At 59.5% G+C, this 18,932-nt stretch carries 20 protein-coding genes; 6 read left to right on the top strand and 14 right to left on the bottom strand.

The window, feature by feature from the left end; all coding sequences use genetic code 11:
- Positions 1-16: 16 nt before the first annotated feature.
- Genes VD17_RS11600 through folE2 form a run of 6 tightly spaced genes read right to left on the bottom strand, consistent with a single transcriptional unit; the run spans position 17 to position 5,228 of the window.
- On the bottom strand, positions 17-1,354 hold the full coding sequence (locus VD17_RS11600; protein ID WP_046053927.1) for a dihydroorotase: 1,338 nt from the start codon (positions 1,352-1,354) through the stop codon (positions 17-19).
- A gap of 2 nt (positions 1,355-1,356) precedes the next feature.
- The gene (locus tag VD17_RS11595; RefSeq protein ID WP_046053926.1) at positions 1,357-1,917 is read right to left on the bottom strand and encodes a gamma carbonic anhydrase family protein; all 561 of its coding nucleotides are present in this window, start codon (positions 1,915-1,917) and stop codon (positions 1,357-1,359) included.
- Complete coding sequence (locus VD17_RS11590; RefSeq protein WP_046053925.1) at positions 1,914-2,789, bottom strand: metal ABC transporter substrate-binding protein; 876 nt, start codon at positions 2,787-2,789, stop codon at positions 1,914-1,916. The genes VD17_RS11595 and VD17_RS11590 overlap by 4 nt, the downstream gene beginning before the upstream one ends.
- An 11-nt stretch (positions 2,790-2,800) precedes the next feature.
- Complete coding sequence (locus tag VD17_RS11585; protein WP_046053924.1) at positions 2,801-3,667, bottom strand: metal ABC transporter permease; 867 nt, start codon at positions 3,665-3,667, stop codon at positions 2,801-2,803.
- On the bottom strand, positions 3,667-4,335 hold the full coding sequence (locus tag VD17_RS11580; RefSeq protein WP_046053923.1) for a metal ABC transporter ATP-binding protein: 669 nt from the start codon (positions 4,333-4,335) through the stop codon (positions 3,667-3,669). The genes VD17_RS11585 and VD17_RS11580 overlap by 1 nt, the downstream gene beginning before the upstream one ends.
- A complete protein-coding gene (gene folE2 / locus VD17_RS11575; RefSeq protein WP_046053957.1) occupies positions 4,332-5,228 on the bottom strand; it encodes a GTP cyclohydrolase FolE2 in 897 nt (298 codons plus the stop codon). Before folE2 ends, VD17_RS11580 begins: the two co-directional genes overlap by 4 nt.
- Before the next feature lie 86 nt (positions 5,229-5,314).
- Between folE2 and VD17_RS11570 the strand changes: the two genes are divergently transcribed.
- Positions 5,315-6,511 carry an N-acetylmuramoyl-L-alanine amidase gene (locus tag VD17_RS11570; RefSeq protein ID WP_046053922.1) on the top strand — a complete coding sequence of 399 codons (1,197 nt, stop codon included), beginning with the start codon at positions 5,315-5,317 and terminating at the stop codon, positions 6,509-6,511.
- Here the strand turns inward: VD17_RS11570 and VD17_RS11565 are convergent.
- Positions 6,508-6,885 carry a hypothetical protein gene (locus VD17_RS11565; RefSeq protein WP_046053921.1) on the bottom strand — a complete coding sequence of 126 codons (378 nt, stop codon included), beginning with the start codon at positions 6,883-6,885 and terminating at the stop codon, positions 6,508-6,510. The genes VD17_RS11570 and VD17_RS11565 overlap by 4 nt on opposite strands.
- A gap of 143 nt (positions 6,886-7,028) precedes the next feature.
- Between VD17_RS11565 and zigA the strand changes: the two genes are divergently transcribed.
- Positions 7,029-8,237 carry a zinc metallochaperone GTPase ZigA gene (gene zigA, locus VD17_RS11560; protein WP_046053920.1) on the top strand — a complete coding sequence of 403 codons (1,209 nt, stop codon included), beginning with the start codon at positions 7,029-7,031 and terminating at the stop codon, positions 8,235-8,237.
- Positions 8,237-8,887: a DUF1826 domain-containing protein gene (locus VD17_RS11555; protein ID WP_046053919.1), complete on the top strand. Its 651-nt coding sequence runs from the start codon at positions 8,237-8,239 to the stop codon at positions 8,885-8,887. The genes zigA and VD17_RS11555 overlap by 1 nt, the downstream gene beginning before the upstream one ends.
- A 4-nt stretch (positions 8,888-8,891) precedes the next feature.
- On the opposite strand, the gene VD17_RS11550 is transcribed toward VD17_RS11555, so the two are convergent.
- Positions 8,892-9,248 (bottom strand): hypothetical protein, encoded by a 357-nt coding sequence (locus VD17_RS11550; RefSeq protein WP_008156668.1) that lies wholly within the window; start codon positions 9,246-9,248, stop codon positions 8,892-8,894.
- Between the two features lie 26 nt (positions 9,249-9,274).
- Here VD17_RS11550 and VD17_RS11545 point away from each other — a divergent pair, with 26 nt between their 5' ends.
- A complete protein-coding gene (locus VD17_RS11545) occupies positions 9,275-10,246 on the top strand; it encodes a CobW family GTP-binding protein (RefSeq protein WP_046053918.1) in 972 nt (323 codons plus the stop codon).
- A gap of 1 nt (position 10,247) precedes the next feature.
- Here VD17_RS11545 and VD17_RS11540 read toward each other — a convergent pair whose 3' ends face one another.
- Positions 10,248-10,661 carry a DUF3301 domain-containing protein gene (locus VD17_RS11540; RefSeq protein WP_046053917.1) on the bottom strand — a complete coding sequence of 138 codons (414 nt, stop codon included), beginning with the start codon at positions 10,659-10,661 and terminating at the stop codon, positions 10,248-10,250.
- A 120-nt stretch (positions 10,662-10,781) separates the two neighbouring features.
- Between VD17_RS11540 and pdxY the strand changes: the two genes are divergently transcribed.
- Complete coding sequence (gene pdxY / locus VD17_RS11535; protein ID WP_046053916.1) at positions 10,782-11,654, top strand: pyridoxal kinase PdxY; 873 nt, start codon at positions 10,782-10,784, stop codon at positions 11,652-11,654.
- Positions 11,655-11,797: 143 nt separating this feature from the next.
- On the opposite strand, the gene VD17_RS11530 is transcribed toward pdxY, so the two are convergent.
- Complete coding sequence (locus VD17_RS11530) at positions 11,798-12,280, bottom strand: acyl-CoA thioesterase (protein ID WP_008156660.1); 483 nt, start codon at positions 12,278-12,280, stop codon at positions 11,798-11,800.
- 290 nt (positions 12,281-12,570) lie between these two features.
- Here VD17_RS11530 and VD17_RS11525 point away from each other — a divergent pair, with 290 nt between their 5' ends.
- Complete coding sequence (locus tag VD17_RS11525) at positions 12,571-14,334, top strand: cation:proton antiporter (RefSeq protein WP_046053915.1); 1,764 nt, start codon at positions 12,571-12,573, stop codon at positions 14,332-14,334.
- 21 nt (positions 14,335-14,355) lie between these two features.
- Here VD17_RS11525 and VD17_RS11520 read toward each other — a convergent pair whose 3' ends face one another.
- The 4 genes from VD17_RS11520 to uvrD form a co-directional block, all read right to left on the bottom strand.
- Complete coding sequence (locus tag VD17_RS11520) at positions 14,356-14,763, bottom strand: SMI1/KNR4 family protein (RefSeq protein ID WP_008007803.1); 408 nt, start codon at positions 14,761-14,763, stop codon at positions 14,356-14,358.
- 136 nt (positions 14,764-14,899) lie between these two features.
- Positions 14,900-15,772: a Tim44 domain-containing protein gene (locus tag VD17_RS11515; RefSeq protein WP_033059623.1), complete on the bottom strand. Its 873-nt coding sequence runs from the start codon at positions 15,770-15,772 to the stop codon at positions 14,900-14,902.
- 179 nt (positions 15,773-15,951) lie between these two features.
- Complete coding sequence (locus tag VD17_RS11510; protein ID WP_046053914.1) at positions 15,952-16,392, bottom strand: EamA family transporter; 441 nt, start codon at positions 16,390-16,392, stop codon at positions 15,952-15,954.
- 156 nt (positions 16,393-16,548) lie between these two features.
- Entirely contained in the window at positions 16,549-18,732 is a 2,184-nt protein-coding gene (gene uvrD / locus VD17_RS11505; protein WP_046053913.1) for a DNA helicase II, read from the bottom strand.
- Between the last annotated feature and the right edge of the window lie 200 nt (positions 18,733-18,932).

Below are 18,932 nucleotides of genomic sequence, written 5' to 3'. Positions count from 1 at the left end.
TCGGTGCTCTCGAGTGCTAGCGCATAAACCGTAGTGGCAAACCCTGGCAGTTGTCATTAAGACGTTTGTCGTGCCAGGCAATTTGCCCCGACACGATCGTGGTGCTGACGCTGTGGCGGAAACGCTGCCGGGCAAAAGGTGTCCAGCCGCATTGAGACAGAATCGGCTGCTGGGAAACGGCGACGCCGCCGGGTTCGGGTTTGATCAGAACGAGGTCGGCCCAATAGCCTTCGCGCAGATAACCGCGGTCAGGAATGGCGAACAAATCGGCGACCCGGTGACTGGTTTTTTCCACGAGCGTAATGATCGGCAAAACTTTATCCGCGACCAATTCCAGCAACGCGGGCAGGGCGTGTTGCACCAACGGCAAGCCGGAAGGCGCCTGGCTGTACGGCCGCTGTTTTTCGGCCCAGGTGTGGGGCGCGTGATCGCTGCCGATCACGTCGAGCCGATGGCTCAGCAATGCTTCGCGCAAGGCATCGCGGTCGGCCTGGGTTTTGATCGCTGGGTTGCACTTGATCAGGTTGCCGAGGCTCGGGTAATCCCGGTCATCGAACAATAAGTGGTGCAGGCAGACTTCGGCGGTGATGCGTTTCTGGGCGAGGGGCTTGTCTTCGAACAACGCCAGTTCGCGGGCGGTGGTCAGGTGCAGAACGTGCAGTCGGGTGCCGTGACGCCTGGCCAGGTCCACGGCCATTGAGGAGGAGCGAAAGCAGGCCTCGGCGTTGCGGATCAGCGGGTGGGCCGCAGCAGGAATGTGTTCGCCGAACAAGTCACGCAGGTTCGCGGCATTGGCGTCGATGCTGGGCGTGTGTTCGCAGTGGGCCAATAAAAGGGTCGGCACCTCGGCAAATAACCGCTCGAGAATCTGTGGGTCATCGACCAGCATGTTGCCGGTCGAAGCGCCCATGAACACTTTGACGCCGGCGACTTCACAGGGGTTGAGCCTGGCGACAGTGTCGAGATTGTCGTTGCTCACGCCGAAATGAAAGCCGTAATTGGCGACAGAGTTGATCGCCGCTCGGCGCTTTTTGTCGGCCAGTGCGCTGAGGGTCAGGGTCGCCGGATTGGTGTTGGGCATGTCCATGAAGCTGGTGATGCCACCGGCCACCGCCGCCCGCGATTCGGTGTAGAAGCTGCCCTTGTCTGGCGAGCCTGGATCGCGGAAGTGCACTTGGTCGTCAATCATTCCTGGCAGCAGCCATTGCCCTTGTGCATCGATTTCCACGTCGGCATTTTCACTGTGGATGCAGCTGGCGATCTTCACGATTCGCCCGTTGCTCACCAACAGATCACCGTCAAACTCACGGCCTTCATTCACCAGCCGGGCATTGCGAATCAGCACGCTGCTCATGGTCAGAACTCGTTCTGCAGGGCTTTGTAGCCACGCACAAGGTCGACGTTGGTGCGCGCCACGTCCTCGGAAAACTCCGAGGCGCTGATGCTTACCGGTGGGAACTGCGACAGATCTGTCTGCGGGCCGATGCGGGTGGTGGAGGGCACATAGAAGTCTTCGGGCAAGTCGCGACCATCGACCACCGAGTTGTGCCGCACCACGCAACCGTTACCGACTGCGCAGTTGAACAGCACGCTGTTGAACCCGATAAACACCCGGTCGCCAACGGAGCACGGACCATGAACGATCGAGCGGTGGGCGATGGAACTGAACTCGCCGATGGTCACTGCCGCGCCGGACTTGGAGTGGATCACCACGCCATCCTGGATGTTCGAGTTGGCGCCGATGGTGATCGACTCCATCTCGCCTGAGGCATCCACTTCGTCGGCACGAATCACCGCGTAGGGACCGACGAAGACGTTCTCGCCGATCACCACTTTGCCGCAGATGATGGCGGTTTTATCCACGTAGGCAGATTCCGCTATCACCGGCAAATCACCGGAAGGATTCTTGCGGATCATGGCTTGCTCAACGCCTCGTACAAGGTGTTGAGGTTGTACTCGAACAACCCGACGAAGGTGCTGGCCGGCCCGCTGGCCGCGAGCGCATCGGAGTACAACGTGCCACCGATGTGCGCGCCGCTTTCATCGGCAATCTGCTTGAGCAGGCGTGCATCCTTGATGTTTTCCATGAACACCGCCTTGACCTTGGCCTGGCGAATCTGAGTGATCAATGCAGCGACTTCGGCGGCTGACGGCTCGCGCTCAGTGGACAGGCCTTGAGGGGCCATGAAGTCAATGCCGTAAGCCTGACCGAGGTAACCAAAGGCGTCATGGGACGTCACGATTTTGCGATTGCCCGGTGGCAGCGAGCCGAGTTTGACCTTGGCTTCGGCAAGCAGCGCGTAGATTTGTTTCAGGTAGGCCTGACTGTTGCGCTCGTAGTCGGCTTTATTCGTCGGGTCGGCGGCGATCAGCGCCTTGGTGATGTTGCTGATATACAACTCAGCGTTCGCCAGATTGTGCCAGGCGTGCGGGTCGGGAATCGTCTCACCGTCCTCATCCAGGGAGCGCGGGATGATGCCGTGGCTCGCGCTGATCACCGGCGCTTTGGTCTCGGTGCTGGTCACCAGGCGGTCCAGCCATGGCTCGAAACCCAAGCCGTTTTTGATGATGAGTTTGGCGTTGAGCAACGCTTTGGCGTCGTCCGGCGTCGGCTCATATGTGTGAGCATCGGCGTCCGCACCGACCATGTTGGTGATCTGGATATGGTCGCCTCCGACTTGATGGGTCAGGTCGGCGAGGATGCTGAAACTGGTGACTACCTGAAGTTTTTCCGCAGCAGACAGCGACATCGACAGCAGCAAACTGAACAGCACGAGTAAAACGCGCATCGGGTAACACCTCATTGGGATGTGAGCAAAGGCGGGCGGCGCAGCAAACCGTGCACCGGTCCGAACACCACGGACAGCAGATACAAACCGCCAGCCACCAGCACGATCGCCGGGCCACTGGGCAGCGAGAAGTAGAACGACAGCAACAATCCGAGCCACACCGAGAGGCAACCGAGCAGGGCGGCGATGGCCATTAACGTCGGCAAGCGACGACTCCAGAAGCGCGACGCGGCGGCGGGCAACATCATCAAACCGACCACCATCAGCGCGCCGATGGCTTGAAAACCGATCACCAGATTCAGCACCACCAGGGTTAGAAATACGCCGTGAGCCAGGGGGCCGAGTCGGCTGACGGTTTGCAGAAAGAGTGGGTCGAGGGTGTCCAGCAACAGCGGTTTGTAGATGAACGCCATGGCGATCAGGCTGAATGCCGAGACCCAGAGCATGCCCGTTAACGTCGGACCATCGACCGCCAGTGCCGAGCCAAACAACAGGTGCAACAGGTCCAGACGTTTGCCGGCGATACCGAGGATCAGCACACCGCAGGCAAGGGAGATCGGGTAGATCGCGGCGAGGCTGGCGTCTTCCCGCAGGCCGGTGCGACGGGTGATCCAGGCGGCGAGTCCGGCCATGCCGAGACCGGCACCAAGGCCGCCGACGGTCAGCGCTGGCAGACTCAATCCGGCAAACCAGAAGCCCAATGCGGCCCCCGGCAGAATGCCGTGAGCCACTGCGTCGCCGATCAGGCTCATGCGTCGCAGGATCAAAAACACACCCAACGGTGCGGTGCTGCATGCCAGAACCAACCCGCCGAGAAGTGCTCGGCGCATGAACACGAACTCGTGGAACGGTTGCCAAAGATGAGCGGCCGCGAGCATCAGGCCACCCGCGTTTCTGGTTGTTGATGGATCAGATCAATGCTCGACCCGATGACGCAGCCGGTGCTTTTGATCAGCAACGTTTGAGGAATATGTTGGCGAACGGCGGCCAGGTCATGGCACACGATCACTTGGGTTCGGCCTTCGGCATGCCAGGCGTGAATGTGTTTCCAGAGCAGCGCCTGGCCGAGCTCGTCGAGGGCGGCGTGGGGTTCGTCGAGCAATAGCAGTGGCGAGTCCGCGAGGCTCAAACGGGCGAGCAGGGCACGCTGTAGTTCGCCGCCGGACAAGGCCATCAACGGGCGCTGTTCCAGTCCGGTCAGACACCAGTCTTCCAGAACGGCTTTGAGGCGTTGTCTGCGTATCTCGGGAGCCTGCGAGCTGCCCCAGAAACCGGCGGCCACTAACTCTTGCAAGCTGATGGGGAATTGGCGATCCAGGTGTTGTTGCTGTGGAAGGAACGAGAGGCTTCCCTTGCGTGGAACATCCAACATGACTTTGCCGGTCAGCGGTCTTTGCAAACCCGCGATGACTTTCAGCAGGCTGCTTTTACCCGAGCCATTGGCACCGATTACGGCGGTCAGACTTCCTTGGGCCAGTTCAAAATCCACGGATGGAGTCAGTGGCTGACCGGGTGCACCCCAACGCAAGGCTTGGCAATGGATCATGCGGCCTCCCAATTCCAGCGGCTTTCGGCGACGGCATCGTGGGCATGGAGGCTTTCGGCGTGGACGACTCGTATGTGGAAGGCGTTGATGCCGGGGGAGCGTTTCAGGGCCAGGTTCAAACGTCGTGCGGCGTCTTCGCAGAACATCAGGTTCTGCCCGTTGGCCAACGCGAAGGCTTGTTCGTCGGCGCGTTTCACAGCGGTTTGCACGGCTGTGCCGAGGGCCGCTTCGGCGTCGTTGATGATCGCGATCAGCGGCAGGTCATTCAGATAGTCGTCCACTCGAAGCCGCAATCTTGCAGTGCTCCGTTGGCTGTGAGGCGTTGCGACGATGCCTTTTGTCGAGCCGAGCCACGTCAACACATCGGCGTGTTGCAGCGGTTTGTTGGCGAAGTCATCGACGAATTGCTGCTGAATCAGCTGCCGGGAAAGGGCGGCCGAACACGGACAGGTCGAGGAATAAGTCACGTCGATTTTTAGTTCCACGTGGAACATCGCATTTTTCAAATGTGCTTCGATGCTCACTGGATAGGTTTTCCAGCCAGCCAATGGACTGACCAGCGCCGGTCTTTTGAGCAGTAAATCGGTGTGGATTTTTAAGTACGCGCTGTTGGACAGTCCTTCATGAGTCTCGAGAAAACTTTGCAAAACTCGCCGCAACAAGGTGGGCGTCAGGTTTTCTTGCTCAAGCATTTCCAGCGCCAAGTACAGCCGCGACATATGAATTCCGCGCGCCTCTCCATCATCGAGGCTAACGCCGGCGTCGGCTTTCGCACTCAGTCGTTGGCCATCGAACAAAACAGGAAGAGCAATGCCGCACATGCCCACCCAGTCGAGTGGCAGGGCTTGGCGTGAGGCCTGCGCGGCGATATCCGGCAGAGTCAGCGCATTCATGAGCAGGTCCATCGTGGGAGTCGATCCATTATGTTATGTTATTACATCTAAATCGACCATGCCTTTTTTATGAACAGGCTTTCATCATGCACAGACGTCACTTGCTCAACCTGATCCTGGCCAGCGCGGCCTTCGCTTTGCCGTTTGGCGTTTCGGCCACACAGATTCGCAATGCGCGGCTCTGGCGTTCGGATGACAAGTTGCGATTGGTGTTCGATCTGAGCGGGCCGGTGCAATACAAGACGTTTTCCCTGAGCGCGCCCGAACGGCTGATCATCGATCTGAGTGGCGCCAACCTCAGTGGCGATTTCAGTCAGTTGGCGCTCAGCAACACCGTGATTCGCTCTATCCGCTCAGGACAATTTGGCGTTGGCGATACGCGAATCGTCCTCGACCTCAGTGGCCCGGTGCAGCTCGCCAGTTTTTTGTTGCCGCCACAGGACGGTCAGGGTCATCGACTGGTACTCGATCTGAAGACGGCTGCGCCATTACAAGTGGCGGCTGCGCACGAGGCGGTCGTCGACAAGGATCACCCCAAGCGCGACATCATCGTCGTGGTCGACCCTGGTCACGGCGGCAAAGACCCCGGCGCGGTCGGCGCCAAAGGTGAGCGTGAGAAAGACGTGGTGCTGTCCATCGCCCAGCTGTTGGCAAAACGGCTGAAACGCGAGAAGGGCTTCGACGTGAAACTGGTGCGCAACGACGACTTCTTCGTCCCGCTGCGCAAGCGTGTGGAGATCGCTCGCAAGCACAACGCCGACATGTTCATCTCGGTGCATGCCGATGCCGCACCGCGTCTCACCGCGTCAGGCGCTTCGGTCTACTGCCTGTCCGAGGGTGGAGCAACCTCGGCGACGGCGCGTTTCATGGCGCAACGTGAGAACGGCGCGGACCTGCTGGGCGCTACGAGCCTGCTCAACCTCAAGGATAAGGACCCGATGCTCGCCGGGGTGATTCTGGACATGTCGATGAACGCGACCCTCGCCGCCAGTTTGCAGTTGGGCAGCACGGTACTCGGCAGTCTGGCGGGCATCACCACATTGCATCAGAAGCGCGTGGAACAAGCGGGATTTGCGGTGCTGAAGTCGCCGGATGTACCGTCGATCCTGGTGGAAACCGGCTTCATCTCCAACGCTCGCGACAGTCAGCGACTGGTCACCGCGCGCCACCAGCAGGCCGTAGCCGATGGCTTGTTCGAAGGATTACAGCGCTATTTCCAGAAAAATCCGCCGGTAAACAGTTACGTCGCCTGGCAGCAGGAGCAGAAAAAGATTCAGGCCTAACAGCCGGCGATTCGGCTACAGGTGAATTTGCCGCTGCTGCCACCGGAACTGGAAAACCGATTGATCGTGGTCCAGCCGACGCGACGGTTGTAGCCGACCCAGGCCTCGCCGTCGGAAGCGAGCCCGGTGAAGAACGTGAGTTGTCCGTAGCGGCTGTTGGTCTGCGCCCAATGGCGTTTTCCGGCCGTTTCGTAGCCCCGCAGATAGATCGTGCTTCCGACGGTGTTGACGCTGTAGGCGTTGCCGTCGCCATCCACGCAGGCCAGCAGATTGGCGCTTCGGGTGCATTTGGCCACGCTCGGGATTTGCGCCCAGGCGTCGACAGCAATCAGCAGCGAAACGCTCATCAGCGTTATTTTCAGGGCTACACGCATAGGATTTCTCACGGACCGAACGGGCTTGAGCATCGTGCCCTTTGTCATCGAGGGCAAGAGGAGAGTGGCTTGATTGTGTTGTTATACTATAACATCAAGTTAAGCCCGACACTGCGACCGGGCATCTTTGTGAGGAATACCTGATGCCCAATCGTCTCCCCGTAACCGTCCTGTCGGGCTTTCTCGGCGCTGGCAAAAGCACGCTGCTCAACTACGTGCTGCGCAATCGCGACAACCTGCGCGTCGCCGTGATCGTCAATGATATGAGCGAAATCAACATTGATGGCGGCGAAGTCCAACGCGATGTCACCCTGAACCGTGCGGAAGAAAAACTGGTGGAGATGAGCAATGGCTGCATTTGCTGCACCTTGCGCGAAGACTTGCTGGAAGAGGTGAGCAAACTCGCCAAGGAGGGTCGTTTTGATTATTTATTGATCGAATCCACCGGCATTTCCGAGCCGCTGCCCGTGGCGGAAACCTTCACCTTTCGCGATGAGGAAGGGCAGAGCCTGGCCGATATCGCCCGGCTCGACACCATGGTCACGGTGGTCGATGGCATGAACTTCCTGATCGACTATCAGGCCGCCGAAAGTCTCGCTTCCCGTGGTGAAACCTTGGGCGAGGAGGACGAGCGCTCGATCACCGACCTGTTGATCGAGCAAATCGAATTCGCCGACGTGATTCTGATCAGCAAGATCGACTTGATCAGCAGCAGCGAACGCCAGGAGCTGATCGCGATCCTTGAGCGGCTTAACGCCCAGGCGGAAATCATCCCGATGGTCATGGGCGAAATTCCCTTGGCGAAGATCCTGAATACCGGTCGTTTCGACTTCGAGAAGGCCGCCCAGGCGCCGGGCTGGTTACAGGAATTGCGTGGCGAGCACGTACCGGAATCCGAGGAATACGGCATCGCCTCGACAGCCTACCGAGCACGCCGCCCGTTTCATCCGCAGCGCTTTTTCAGCTTCATCGACCGCCCGTGGGTGAACGGTAAACTGCTGCGCTCCAAGGGCTTCTTCTGGCTGGCCAGCAAGCACATGGACGCCGGTAGCTGGTCCCAGGCCGGCGGATTGATGCGCCATGGTTTCGCCGGGCGCTGGTGGCGTTTCGTGCCGAAAACCCAGTGGCCGCAGGACGAAGAAAGCACCGCCGGGATCATGGAAAACTGGACTGCAACCACCGGCGATTGCCGCCAGGAGCTGGTGTTCATCGGCCAGAACATCGACTTCGCGCAACTCACCAGCGAACTCGACAATTGCCTGCTGACCGACGATGAAATGGCGATAGGCGTCGAGGGCTGGCGATTGCTGCCGGATCCATTTGGCCCGTGGCATGAAGAGGCGGCAGCCTGATGTTGGCTCCCAGTCTGAAACTGCGGCCGATCATTTATCAGGTTCAAGGTGAGACGCCGCAAGCGCTGACCCGAATACTGGATGACGGCATAAACCTCGCCGTTTGGCAGCGCCAACTGCCGGCGCACATCGCTGATTTCGGGCGTTTGTTGCTGTCGCTGAACGAGCCGTTGGCGGAGTCGCTGGTCCTGGAACTGCCCAGCGATGACACCGAACCTAATCTTCACGGATTAGCCTCAGGTTTCAGCGATCTCGAAGGTTACGAAGGTTTCATCGCCGACGTCTCCTGGCTGGTCAGTGCTTTCGCCTGTTTGCTGGGCGCCAAACGTGTCGGGCTGCGTTTGCGGGTCCTGGACAAGGCCATGTGCCCGCGTTTCCACGTCGATCATGTGCCGGTGCGGTTGATCGCCACGTATTGCGGGATCGGCAGCCAGTGGCTGAAGGAAGGTGTAATGGATCGCCGACAACTGGGCAACGCCGAAACCGAACCCCAGGACGATTCGCGGATAGAGCAGATCGCCAGCGGCGAAGTCGCGTTGCTCAAAGGCGAGAAATGGCATGGCAATGAAGGCTTCGGCCTTATTCACCGCTCGCCACAGCTTGCGTCCGGTGAGCGGCGGCTGATCCTGACGCTCGACTGGCTGAGCTAGCGGCTCACGGCTTGAGCCAGGTTCCCTGGCTCTGGGCTTCACAAAACGGCTTCAAATACGCCGCATCTGTGGCCACGCCATAATAGTGAATATCCTGCCGGTAAGGCATATTGGCGACTTGGGCATTGCTGCACACGCCGAACGCGCCGGTGGGGCATTGGTCGACGTACTGTACCTCGACTTTCTGGCCAGGAAGGTTCGGTTGGCAGAATCCATCGGCGAACAGTTTTTCCGGGATATTGCGGTTCTGCTGGCAGACTTTTACGTCAAGTCTCGCAGCCGTGCTATGTACCACACATGCTTGAGCCAGCGCCTCACCTGAAGTGAGCGCCAGGAGCAACGACAATCCCATCAACCGCATCCTTACCTCCTCAGAAAACATCGACCATGTTGCAGAACATTCCCACTCACGTGATTGCGGGCCCCTTGGGCGCCGGCAAGACCAGCCTGATCAAGCACCTGCTGGCGCAGCGGCCGGCGAATGAGCGTTGGGCGGTGCTGATCAACGAGTTCGGTCAGATTGGCCTCGATGCTGCGCTGCTGACCCGGGACGCCGATGGTATCGCACTGGGTGAAGTGGCCGGGGGCTGTTTGTGTTGCGTGAATGGTGCGCCGTTTCAGATCGGTCTCGGGCGTTTGCTGCGCAAGTCGCGGCCGGATCGGCTGTTTATCGAGCCCTCCGGGCTGGGGCATCCGGCGCAATTGCTCAGGCAATTGAGTGAGGCGCCGTGGCAAGGCGTGCTGGCTGTTCAACCCTGCGTGCTGGTGCTGGACGCCCAGGCACTGGCTGCTGGCAAACCGCTGCCGGTGGCGCAACAGGAAGCGCTCAAGAGCGCCGGGTTGTTGCTGATGAATAAAGCCGAAAATATCGACGACGCTGATCGTCAGCGAATCGCCGCACAGTTGCCGGCGCGTCCGTTGTACTGGGCGCAGCAAGCCGCGTTGCCATTGAGTGAGTTACCAGGGCTTGGGGTTCAGGCTGTAGCGGGTGTGGATAACTTTGTTGCGCCCAAAGGATTGGCACAGCTGCCAGCCATCTGGACCGATCCTGCGCTGCCAATTTGCTTGAGCCAGGAGCAGGAGGGCGGCTGGAGCGTGGGGTGGCGCTGGCATCCGAGTCAGAGGTTCGATGCGACGCTCGTTGGCCGTTGGCTTGAAAGCCTTGCCTGGCGACGGGCAAAGTTGGTTATCCACAGTGTCGACGGTTGGGTTTCGGCAAATGCGCTGGAAAACTCGGTGCCGGACTGGCAGCCCAGCGAATGGCGGCGTGATTCGCGTATCGAGCTGATTTTCAGTGAGCCGCAGGATGTTGATTCATTGCAAAGAGAGCTAGCCGACTGCCGGTCGAGCCCGACTTGAATCAAGGACGCCATTTAGTGTGTTCTTGCCGCCACTGACTCATCTCTATCACCTCGGCGCGCGGTTTCACTACATCGGCCACCGCAGGCGTGTCGTCGAACGGCATCGGGTAGGGCGCCAGCTCAATCTGCGCACTGTGGGCGCCGAACTGGGTGATTGTGCCGTTGTGACGGCTTTCACCGGTCACGGTGAATTCGAAGTTATACACACGGGCGAGGCGCCGCCGGCCATTGGCGTCTTTAATGAATGCGAGCTTCTTCAAGGCCACGTTGCCGTCCAGCAGCTCGATTCCGAGCTTTGCGCAATGCAGCTTGACCCGCTCCAGCGCACGCTCGCGCAAGCCATGGTTGTGCCACAACCACGCGCCACCGGTGGCAAGCAGCATCAGAACGAAGATATTTCCAAGGGTCAGCATCAACACGTTGCTCCAACAAGATAGTGTCAGCTTAACTGCGTCGCCGGTCTGTCGTACAGGCTGCGTTTAGTCGCATACTGCGCGGCTTGAATTTCAATCGTTTGACGGAAAACCCAGCGCATGAAACGTACGCCCCATCTGCTCGCCATCCAGTCCCACGTGGTGTTCGGTCACGCTGGCAACAGCGCCGCGGTTTTCCCGATGCAGCGGGTCGGGGTGAATGTCTGGCCGCTCAATACCGTGCAGTTCTCCAACCACACCCAGTACGGCCAGTGGGCCGGTGAAGTGCTGGCGCCGCATCAGATTCCCGACCTGGTCGAAGGCATCGCGGCGATTGGCGAGCTGGGCAACTGCGACGCCGTGTTGTCCGGCTATCTTGGCAGTGCTGCCCAGGGCCGGGCGATCCTGACCGGTGTGGCGCGGATCAAGTCGATCAATCCCAAGGCACTGTATCTGTGTGACCCGGTGATGGGCCATCCGGAGAAGGGGTGCAGCGTGCCCGCGGAAGTCAGCGATTTCCTGCTGGAGGAGGCGGCTGCCGTGGCGGACTTCATGTGCCCGAACCAGCTGGAGCTGGACAGTTTTTCGGGGCGCAAGCCGCAATCGTTGTTCGATTGCCTGGCCATGGCGCGAGCGCTGCTGGTGCGCGGTCCGAAGGCTGTGCTGGTCAAGCATCTGGACTACCCGGGCAAACCAGGGGATGTTTTCGAGATGTTGCTGGTGACGGCCGAAGACAGCTGGCATCTGCGCCGTCCGCTGCTGGCGTTCCCGCGTCAGCCGGTGGGCGTCGGCGACTTGACCTCCGGACTGTTTCTGGCTCGCGTGCTGTTGGGCGATAGCCTGGTGGCGGCTTTTGAATTCGCCGCATCGGCGGTGCATGAAGTGCTGCTGGAGACCCAGGCTTGCTCCAGCTATGAGCTGGAACTGGTGCGGGCTCAGGACCGGATTGCCCACCCGCGGGTGCGGTTCGAGGCGACACCGATCAGTCTCTGAACGGCGTAGACCCCATCGCGAGCAAGCTCGCTCCCACTCAGGTCTTCAGTGGACACAGAAATTGTGTCCGTCGTAGATCACTTGTGGGAGCGAGCTTGCTCGCGATGACACACTCAAGAACCACATCAAACTGACTGAACAGTTCAGGCGTCGCCCTTGATGTCCTGATAGCGCTTTTCCAGTTCCTGACGAATCTGCCGACGTTGCTGAGCCTGCATGAAGCGGCGTTTGTCTTCGCTGTTCTGCGGTTGCAGTGGCGGGACAACAGCCGGTTTGCGGTCGTCATCCACGGCGACCATGGTGAAGAAGCAGCTGTTGGTGTGGCGCACCGAGCGCTCGCGGATGTTTTCGGTCACTACCTTGATGCCCACCTCCATGGAGGTGTTGCCGGTGTAATTGACCGAGGCCAGAAAGGTCACCAGTTCGCCGACATGAATCGGCTCGCGGAAAATCACCTGGTCCACCGACAGGGTCACCACGTAGCGGCCGGCATAACGGCTGGCGCACGCGTAAGCCACTTCGTCGAGGTATTTGAGCAAGGTACCGCCGTGGACATTGCCAGAGAAGTTGGCCATGTCGGGGGTCATCAATACCGTCATCGACAGTTGTGCGTTTCCGGGTTCCATAGCGTTCTCACGGTTCAAGGCAGAATTTCGGGAGGGCGGCACCTCTGCGGGGGCCTCGTCAGCTTTTTCAAACCAACAGTTATCGGGACGCCGGGCGGGTGGCTGCCGTCACGCCCGGATCGATCTGTTTCCATATATTGCACCGCCTTTCTGCCAGAAGTCGCGGTGTTACCCTTCAAAAGCCCCCTCTCAAGGGTAACTCCCACGCGGGAAGTGGATTTTTTACCCTGCTCGAACAGACCTTTCCTACGTCTTTCGATTGAGGAATGTCACCCAAGGAGCCCCACGCCATGCACGCCATCAGTTTCATTCAAGATCTGGCAGTGATCATGTTGATCGCGGGTGTGGTGACCGTGCTGTTTCATCGCTTCAAACAACCGGTGGTACTCGGCTACATCGTCGCCGGCTTCATCATCGGCCCGCACACCCCGCCGTTCAGCCTGATCCACGATGAAGAAACCATCAAAACCCTCGCCGAACTCGGGGTGATTTTCCTGATGTTCTGTCTGGGCCTTGAGTTCAGCCTGCGCAAGCTATTCAAGGTCGGTGCCACGGCGTTCATTGCGGCGTTCCTGGAAATCGTGCTGATGATCTGGATCGGCTACGAGATCGGTCGCTGGTTCGACTGGAACACCATGGACTCGCTGTTCCTCGGCGCGATTCTGGCGATTTCGTCCACCACCATCATCGTCAAGGCGCTCAACGATCTGAAGATGAAGAACGAGCGCTTTGCGCAGCTGATTTTCGGTGTGCTGATCGTCGAGGATATCCTTGGCATCGGCATCATCGCCTTGTTGTCGAGCATCGCGGTCAGCGGCACGGTCAGTTCCGGCGAAGTGTTTTCCACGGTCGGCAAGCTCTCGCTGTTCATGATCGTCGCGCTGGTCATCGGCATCCTGCTGGTGCCGCGATTGCTGGCTTACGTGGCGAAGTTCGAAAGCAATGAAATGCTGCTGATCACGGTGTTAGGCCTGTGTTTCGGCTTCTGTTTGCTGGTGGTCAAACTTGAGTACAGCATGGTGCTCGGCGCCTTCCTGATTGGCGCGATCATGGCTGAATCCCGGCAACTGCTGAAAATCGAGCGCTTGATCGAACCGGTTCGCGACCTGTTCAGTGCGATCTTCTTTGTCGCCATTGGGCTGATGCTCGATCCGATGATCCTGCTGCAGTACGCGTGGCCGATTGCGGTGATCACCGTGGCCGTGGTGCTGGGCAAGATGTTTTCTTGCGGTCTTGGCGCCTTTATCGCTGGCAATGATGGACGCACCTCACTTCGAGTCGGGATGGGGCTTTCGCAGATTGGCGAATTTTCTTTCATCATCGCGGCGCTGGGCATGACGTTGCAGGTCACCAGCAACTTCCTTTATCCGGTCGCCGTTGCCGTCTCGGTGATCACCACGTTGCTGACGCCTTACCTGATCCGCGCGGCTGATCCGCTGTCGATCAAGCTTGCCGCAGTGATGCCGAAGCGACTGGGCAGGGTATTGGGGATGTACGGTGAATGGCTGCGCAGCATCCAGCCTCAGGGCGAGGGCGCGCTGCTGGCGTCGATGATTCGGCGAATTCTGTTGCAGGTGGGAGTCAATCTGGCGCTGGTGATTGCGATCTTCTTCTCGGGTGCTTTTTTCGCCGAGCGCATGTCCGCTTACCTGCAAGACTGGATCAGTGACCCGAGCTGGCAGAAAGCGTTGATCTGGGGTGGGGCGTTGCTGTTGTCGCTACCGTTCCTGATCGCCGCCTATCGCAAGCTCAAGGCGCTCTCGATGCTGTTGGCGGAGATGGGCGTGAAGCCGGAGATGGCCGGCCGCCACACGCAGCGAGTGCGTCGGGTGATCGCCGAAGTGATCCCGATCCTCTCGCTGCTGGTGATTTTCCTGCTGCTGGCAGCCTTGTCGGCCAGTATTCTGCCGACCAACAAGTTGCTGGTGCTGATCGTCGTCGTCGCGGCCGCTGTAGCGGCGCTGCTCTGGCGCTGGTTCATCCGCGTGCACACGCGGATGCAGGTGGCGTTGCTCGAAACATTGGACAACCACAAGGATTCGTCCGGGCATTAACCCTGTGGCGCTTCAGACGTCTCAGCTTTCCAGCCAGACGTCCCGCGCCCAGTGCCACACCGATTCCCAGGTTTCTTCGGCGATCAGCTCTTCTTCGGCCAACCACAGCACCACGGTGCCGTCTTCTTCGACCAGGTAGTAGTTGTCACCGTCCTGGCAGATCGGAATCATGCTGCGATCAACACCCGCGTCCCAGGCGTTGGCGGCAACGTCCGGCAGGTAGGTGTGGGATTGCGGGTCGGTAACGGTTACCGGCTCCAGGCTGCCGTAGACGACGTCGCTGACGGTCAGCAAAAATTCTCTGAAGACAAATGGAATGTCGATGAACAGTTGTTCTTCGATTTCCACGATCTGGTCTTCGTCGGGTAACTCCAAGGGGACCGGTACCGGTTCGTTGGCTTCACGCAGTTGTTCGATGATTTCTTCCACGTCCGGGATCCTCTTGCTTGATGGCGCGGTTTAGTTGGGGCGGTTTATACAGTAGCTCGCTATAGATGCAACTGCGAAATAGAAAACCCCGGACAAGTCCGGGGTTTTTATTACAGCATGCTTAACGCAGAGGGGATCAGCCGTTCTGGCGGATACCGGCGACCAGCCAAGGCTGGTTCTCGCCCTGCGGACGTTCCATGTTCCAGCTTTCGCTGAACACTTCGCCCTGGTCGAAACGCGAAGTCTTCGACACACCGGTGAAGGTCAGGGTGGCGATGGTCTTGTCGGCGCGATCATCCACGCCGTCCAGTTGAACATTGAGGTTATCAATGTAGGTGGACTGGAAACCGTCGCCCAGATCGGCACGTTCGCGCTTGAGGAACTCCAGCAGTTGCGGAGTCACGAACTCGGCGATCTTGTCCATTTCGTTGGCGTCCCAGTGCTGCTGCAGGGACTGGAAGTGGTTGCGGGCCGCTTCAATGAAGTTCTTTTCATTGAACCAGGCTGGAGCGTTGATCACTGGACGAGCGGCAACCGGTGCTGCCGAGCCGCCGAAGATCGAACCCATGGCCGCTGGCTTCTGCTCGAACACTTCACGCTGCATCGGTGCGCCCGCTGGAGCCATGTGCTCCTGCTGCTTGCGACGACGAGCGGCGATGAAGCGGAAGATCAGGAAGGCGATGACCGCCATGATCAGGATGTCGAAGATCTGCATGCCCTGGAAGCCGCCGCCCATGAACATGGAGGCCAACAGGCCACCGGCAGCGATACCGGCCAGAGGGCCGAGCCAGCGCGAAGCACCGCCGGCCTTGGCGGCAGCGCCCGCGGCACCGGCCGCGCCCGCAGTGGCAGCAGCGCCGCCTGCAGCAGAAGAAGGCGCCATTTGGCTGGTCTGGTGAGTCGGCGCAGCGCCGGAGCTCTTGCCGCCACCAAAGCGCTTGGCGTTGGCGTCGAGGCTCATCGTCAGGCCGATGCACAACGCCATGGCGATGCTAAGAAAACGTTTCATAAAGGGAATTCCCATTTGTGGATGGCACGCGCGCCATGTTGCACAGCTGAAGTGTTACTGGCTAGCGGCAGAGTGTTTCGGGCTTTTGCCTGACAGGTTGTGTTCAGCTTCAGTCAGCGCAATAAGGCCTGTTAACTTTGGTCCGTAGGACGAGTGGATTAGTTCTGTGGGAAGGCTGTCTAGCGTCGCAGCGCCAGCATGACCACACCGGCCGTAATCAGGCCGATTCCGCCCCATTGGCGCAGGTCGAGTTTTTCGCCCAGCAGGATCACGCCGAGTACTGCCACCAGTACCACGCTGAGCTTGTCCACCGGAGCGACCAGTGAGGCCGGCCCCAGTTTCAGTGCGCGGAAGTAGCAGATCCACGAGGCTCCGGTGGCAAGTCCCGACAACAGCAGGAACAGGTAGCTCCTGGCAGAGATCGATCCTAATGACTGATATTGGCCCGTGGCGTACAAAATCAAGGCCAGGCTGACCAAAACCACCACGGTACGCAGTAGGGTGGCGAAGTCGGAGTTGACGTTTTCGATGCCGATTTTGGCGAAGATGGCGGTCATGGCAGCAAATGCCGCTGACAACAGCGCCCAGAATGTCCAGGAAGAAAAGAAGCCTGAGCCCATATTGTCGCGCCTTATAAGATCAACCTGCTGAGGTCCGGATCGACACAAAACCCTGTGGGAGCGAGCCTGCTCGCGATAGCCACACCGCGATTTAACAGATACACCGCGGCGCTTTCATTCGCGAGCAGGCTCGCTCCCACAGAAAAGCTAATAGCTTTAAATAGCTTCCAGCTTTGCGTAGCCCAGCATCAACCACTTGCTGCCTTCGCTGAAGTTCACCTGCACCCGAGCCTGAGCCCCGGCACCTTCGAAGTTCAGGATCACGCCGTCGCCAAACACCGAATGCCGTACGGTCTGGCCGAGGCTGAATCCGGTATCCGGGATCTCGCTACCGCCAAACAGGCTGCTGGAGCTCTGCTGCTGGCCACCGCCGAACGGACGGCTGACGCTGTTGGACAGCCGCACTTCCTGGATCAGGCCTTTCGGCACTTCACGTACGAAACGCGACACCTTGTTGTAGGTCTCGCTTCCGTACAGGCGTCGGGTTTCAGCATAGGTCATCACCAGGTTCTGCATCGCCCGGGTGATTCCGACGTAGGCCAAACGGCGCTCCTCTTCAAGACGACCCGGTTCTTCCAGGCTCATCTTGTGCGGGAACAGACCTTCTTCCATGCCCACCAGGAACACGTAAGGGAACTCCAGGCCCTTGGCGCTGTGCAAGGTCATCAACTGAATGCTGTCTTCGTGCTCGTCGGCCTGAGTATCTCCGGCCTCCAGCGACGCGTGACCGAGGAATGCCGCCAATGGCGACAGGTCTTCGTCTTCTTCAGCGTTTTCGAAGTTACGCGCAGCGCTGACCAGTTCCTCAAGGTTTTCGACCCGAGCCTGGCCTTTCTCGCCTTTTTCCGCTTCATGATAGGCGATCAGCCCGGACTGCTCGATGACGGTCTGGGTCATCAGATGCAGCGGCATTTCCATGCACTTGGCGGCGAGGTTCTCGATCAGCTCGATAAATGCGCCCAGCGCGCCGGCGGCACGGCCGGTCAGGCCTTTATTAGCCACCAGCAGACGCATGGCTTCCCACATCGACACATCGCTGTGACGGGCATGGTCGCGGATCGCTTCAACGGTTTTCTCACCGATACCACGGGCCGGAACGTTGATCACCCGCTCCAGCGCTGCATCGTTGCCGCGACCTTCCAGCAAGCGCAGGTAGGCCATGGCGTTTTTGATTTCTGCCCGTTCGAAGAAGCGCTGACCGCCATAGATGCGGTACGGAATGCGCTCACGCAGCAAGGCTTCTTCCAAAACGCGCGATTGGGCATTGGAGCGGTACAAAATCGCGATATCACTACGGGCCAAGCCGGTTTTCAGCGCGCTTTCGATGGTTTCCACCACGTAGCGTGCTTCATCGTGTTCGTTGAACGCGGCGTACAGGTTGATAGCTTCGCCTTCGCCGCCGTCGGTCCACAACTCTTTGCCCATGCGCCCGGTGTTATTGGCGATCAGGGCGTTGGCAGCCTTGAGGATGCCGGCGGTGGAGCGGTAGTTCTGCTCCAGACGAATGGTCTCGGCATCCGGAAAATCGTCGGAATACTGATAAATGTTTTCGATTTTCGCGCCGCGCCAGCCGTAGATCGACTGATCGTCGTCGCCGACCACCATCAGGCTGTCGCCACCCTTGGCCAGCAGTCGCAACCAGGCGTACTGCACGGCGTTGGTGTCCTGGAACTCGTCCACCAGAATGTGCCGGAAGCGCTTCTGATAGTGCGCCAGCAGGCCCGGATGGTCGCGCCACAGATCGAGGGCACGCAGCAGCAATTCAGAGAAGTCGATCACGCCAGCGCGCAGGCACGCAGCCTCATAGGCTTCATAAATGCTGCGCATGGTCGCCAGGAACAGGTCGCCGCTGGCTTGAATGTGTTGTGGACGCAGACCTTCGTCTTTCTGCCCGTTGATGAACCATTGGGCCTGACGGGCCGGCCAGCGTTGCTCGTCCAGACCCAGTTCGCGGATCACCCGCTTGACCAACCGTTGCTGGTCGTCGCTGTCGAGAATCTGGAAAGTCTGGCTCAGGCCGGCTTCCTGCCAGTGCGCCCGCAACAAGCGGTGCGCCAGACCGTGGAAGGTGCCGACCCACATGCCGGCCGGGTTGATACCCATCAGCTGCTCGATGCGATGACGCATCTCGGCAGCGGCCTTATTGGTGAAGGTCACCGACAGGATGGAGTGGGGCGAGGCGTTTTCGACCTGGATCAACCAGGCGATACGGTGCACCAGCACTCGGGTTTTACCGGAACCAGCACCGGCCAGGACCAACTGACGACCCACGCGGGCAGCTACGGCCTGGCGTTGGGCATCGTTGAGGGAGTTCAGCAGAAGGGAGAGATCATCGCGCATCGGGGCATTCTAGGGTGCGCCGTCACACCGGGCAAACCGAGCTTTGCATTAGCCGATGAAAGAAGCACGGATGACGACCGGTCGGTCATTGGCTGCAGGCGTTGGCGGGGCTCGCTCCGAGGCTTTTCAGCGGGTATGGGGGGCTGCAGTTTTTGTCGATTTTATGATCTGGAGCAGTTTGGTCCGGGCATTTGCTTGTG

This window comes from Pseudomonas fluorescens (assembly GCF_000968015.1).
Classification (GTDB): domain Bacteria; phylum Pseudomonadota; class Gammaproteobacteria; order Pseudomonadales; family Pseudomonadaceae; genus Aquipseudomonas; species Aquipseudomonas fluorescens_W.
This window is presented reverse-complemented; position numbering and strand designations above follow the sequence as displayed.

What these genes read in the sequence shown, in the direction of transcription:
- VD17_RS11600 (WP_046053927.1), bottom strand. Translation starts at nt 1,354, where the DNA reads ATGAGCAGCGTGCTGATTCGCAATGCCCGGCTGGTGAATGAAGGCCGT.
- VD17_RS11595 (WP_046053926.1), bottom strand. Translation starts at nt 1,917, where the DNA reads ATGATCCGCAAGAATCCTTCCGGTGATTTGCCGGTGATAGCGGAATCT.
- VD17_RS11590 (WP_046053925.1), bottom strand. Translation starts at nt 2,789, where the DNA reads ATGCGCGTTTTACTCGTGCTGTTCAGTTTGCTGCTGTCGATGTCGCTG.
- VD17_RS11585 (WP_046053924.1), bottom strand. Translation starts at nt 3,667, where the DNA reads ATGCTCGCGGCCGCTCATCTTTGGCAACCGTTCCACGAGTTCGTGTTC.
- VD17_RS11580 (WP_046053923.1), bottom strand. Translation starts at nt 4,335, where the DNA reads ATGATCCATTGCCAAGCCTTGCGTTGGGGTGCACCCGGTCAGCCACTG.
- folE2 (WP_046053957.1), bottom strand. Translation starts at nt 5,228, where the DNA reads ATGAATGCGCTGACTCTGCCGGATATCGCCGCGCAGGCCTCACGCCAA.
- VD17_RS11570 (WP_046053922.1), top strand. Translation starts at nt 5,315, where the DNA reads ATGCACAGACGTCACTTGCTCAACCTGATCCTGGCCAGCGCGGCCTTC.
- VD17_RS11565 (WP_046053921.1), bottom strand. Translation starts at nt 6,885, where the DNA reads ATGCGTGTAGCCCTGAAAATAACGCTGATGAGCGTTTCGCTGCTGATT.
- zigA (WP_046053920.1), top strand. Translation starts at nt 7,029, where the DNA reads ATGCCCAATCGTCTCCCCGTAACCGTCCTGTCGGGCTTTCTCGGCGCT.
- VD17_RS11555 (WP_046053919.1), top strand. Translation starts at nt 8,237, where the DNA reads ATGTTGGCTCCCAGTCTGAAACTGCGGCCGATCATTTATCAGGTTCAA.
- VD17_RS11550 (WP_008156668.1), bottom strand. Translation starts at nt 9,248, where the DNA reads ATGCGGTTGATGGGATTGTCGTTGCTCCTGGCGCTCACTTCAGGTGAG.
- VD17_RS11545 (WP_046053918.1), top strand. Translation starts at nt 9,275, where the DNA reads ATGTTGCAGAACATTCCCACTCACGTGATTGCGGGCCCCTTGGGCGCC.
- VD17_RS11540 (WP_046053917.1), bottom strand. Translation starts at nt 10,661, where the DNA reads ATGCTGACCCTTGGAAATATCTTCGTTCTGATGCTGCTTGCCACCGGT.
- pdxY (WP_046053916.1), top strand. Translation starts at nt 10,782, where the DNA reads ATGAAACGTACGCCCCATCTGCTCGCCATCCAGTCCCACGTGGTGTTC.
- VD17_RS11530 (WP_008156660.1), bottom strand. Translation starts at nt 12,280, where the DNA reads ATGGAACCCGGAAACGCACAACTGTCGATGACGGTATTGATGACCCCC.
- VD17_RS11525 (WP_046053915.1), top strand. Translation starts at nt 12,571, where the DNA reads ATGCACGCCATCAGTTTCATTCAAGATCTGGCAGTGATCATGTTGATC.
- VD17_RS11515 (WP_033059623.1), bottom strand. Translation starts at nt 15,772, where the DNA reads ATGAAACGTTTTCTTAGCATCGCCATGGCGTTGTGCATCGGCCTGACG.
- VD17_RS11510 (WP_046053914.1), bottom strand. Translation starts at nt 16,392, where the DNA reads ATGGGCTCAGGCTTCTTTTCTTCCTGGACATTCTGGGCGCTGTTGTCA.
- uvrD (WP_046053913.1), bottom strand. Translation starts at nt 18,732, where the DNA reads ATGCGCGATGATCTCTCCCTTCTGCTGAACTCCCTCAACGATGCCCAA.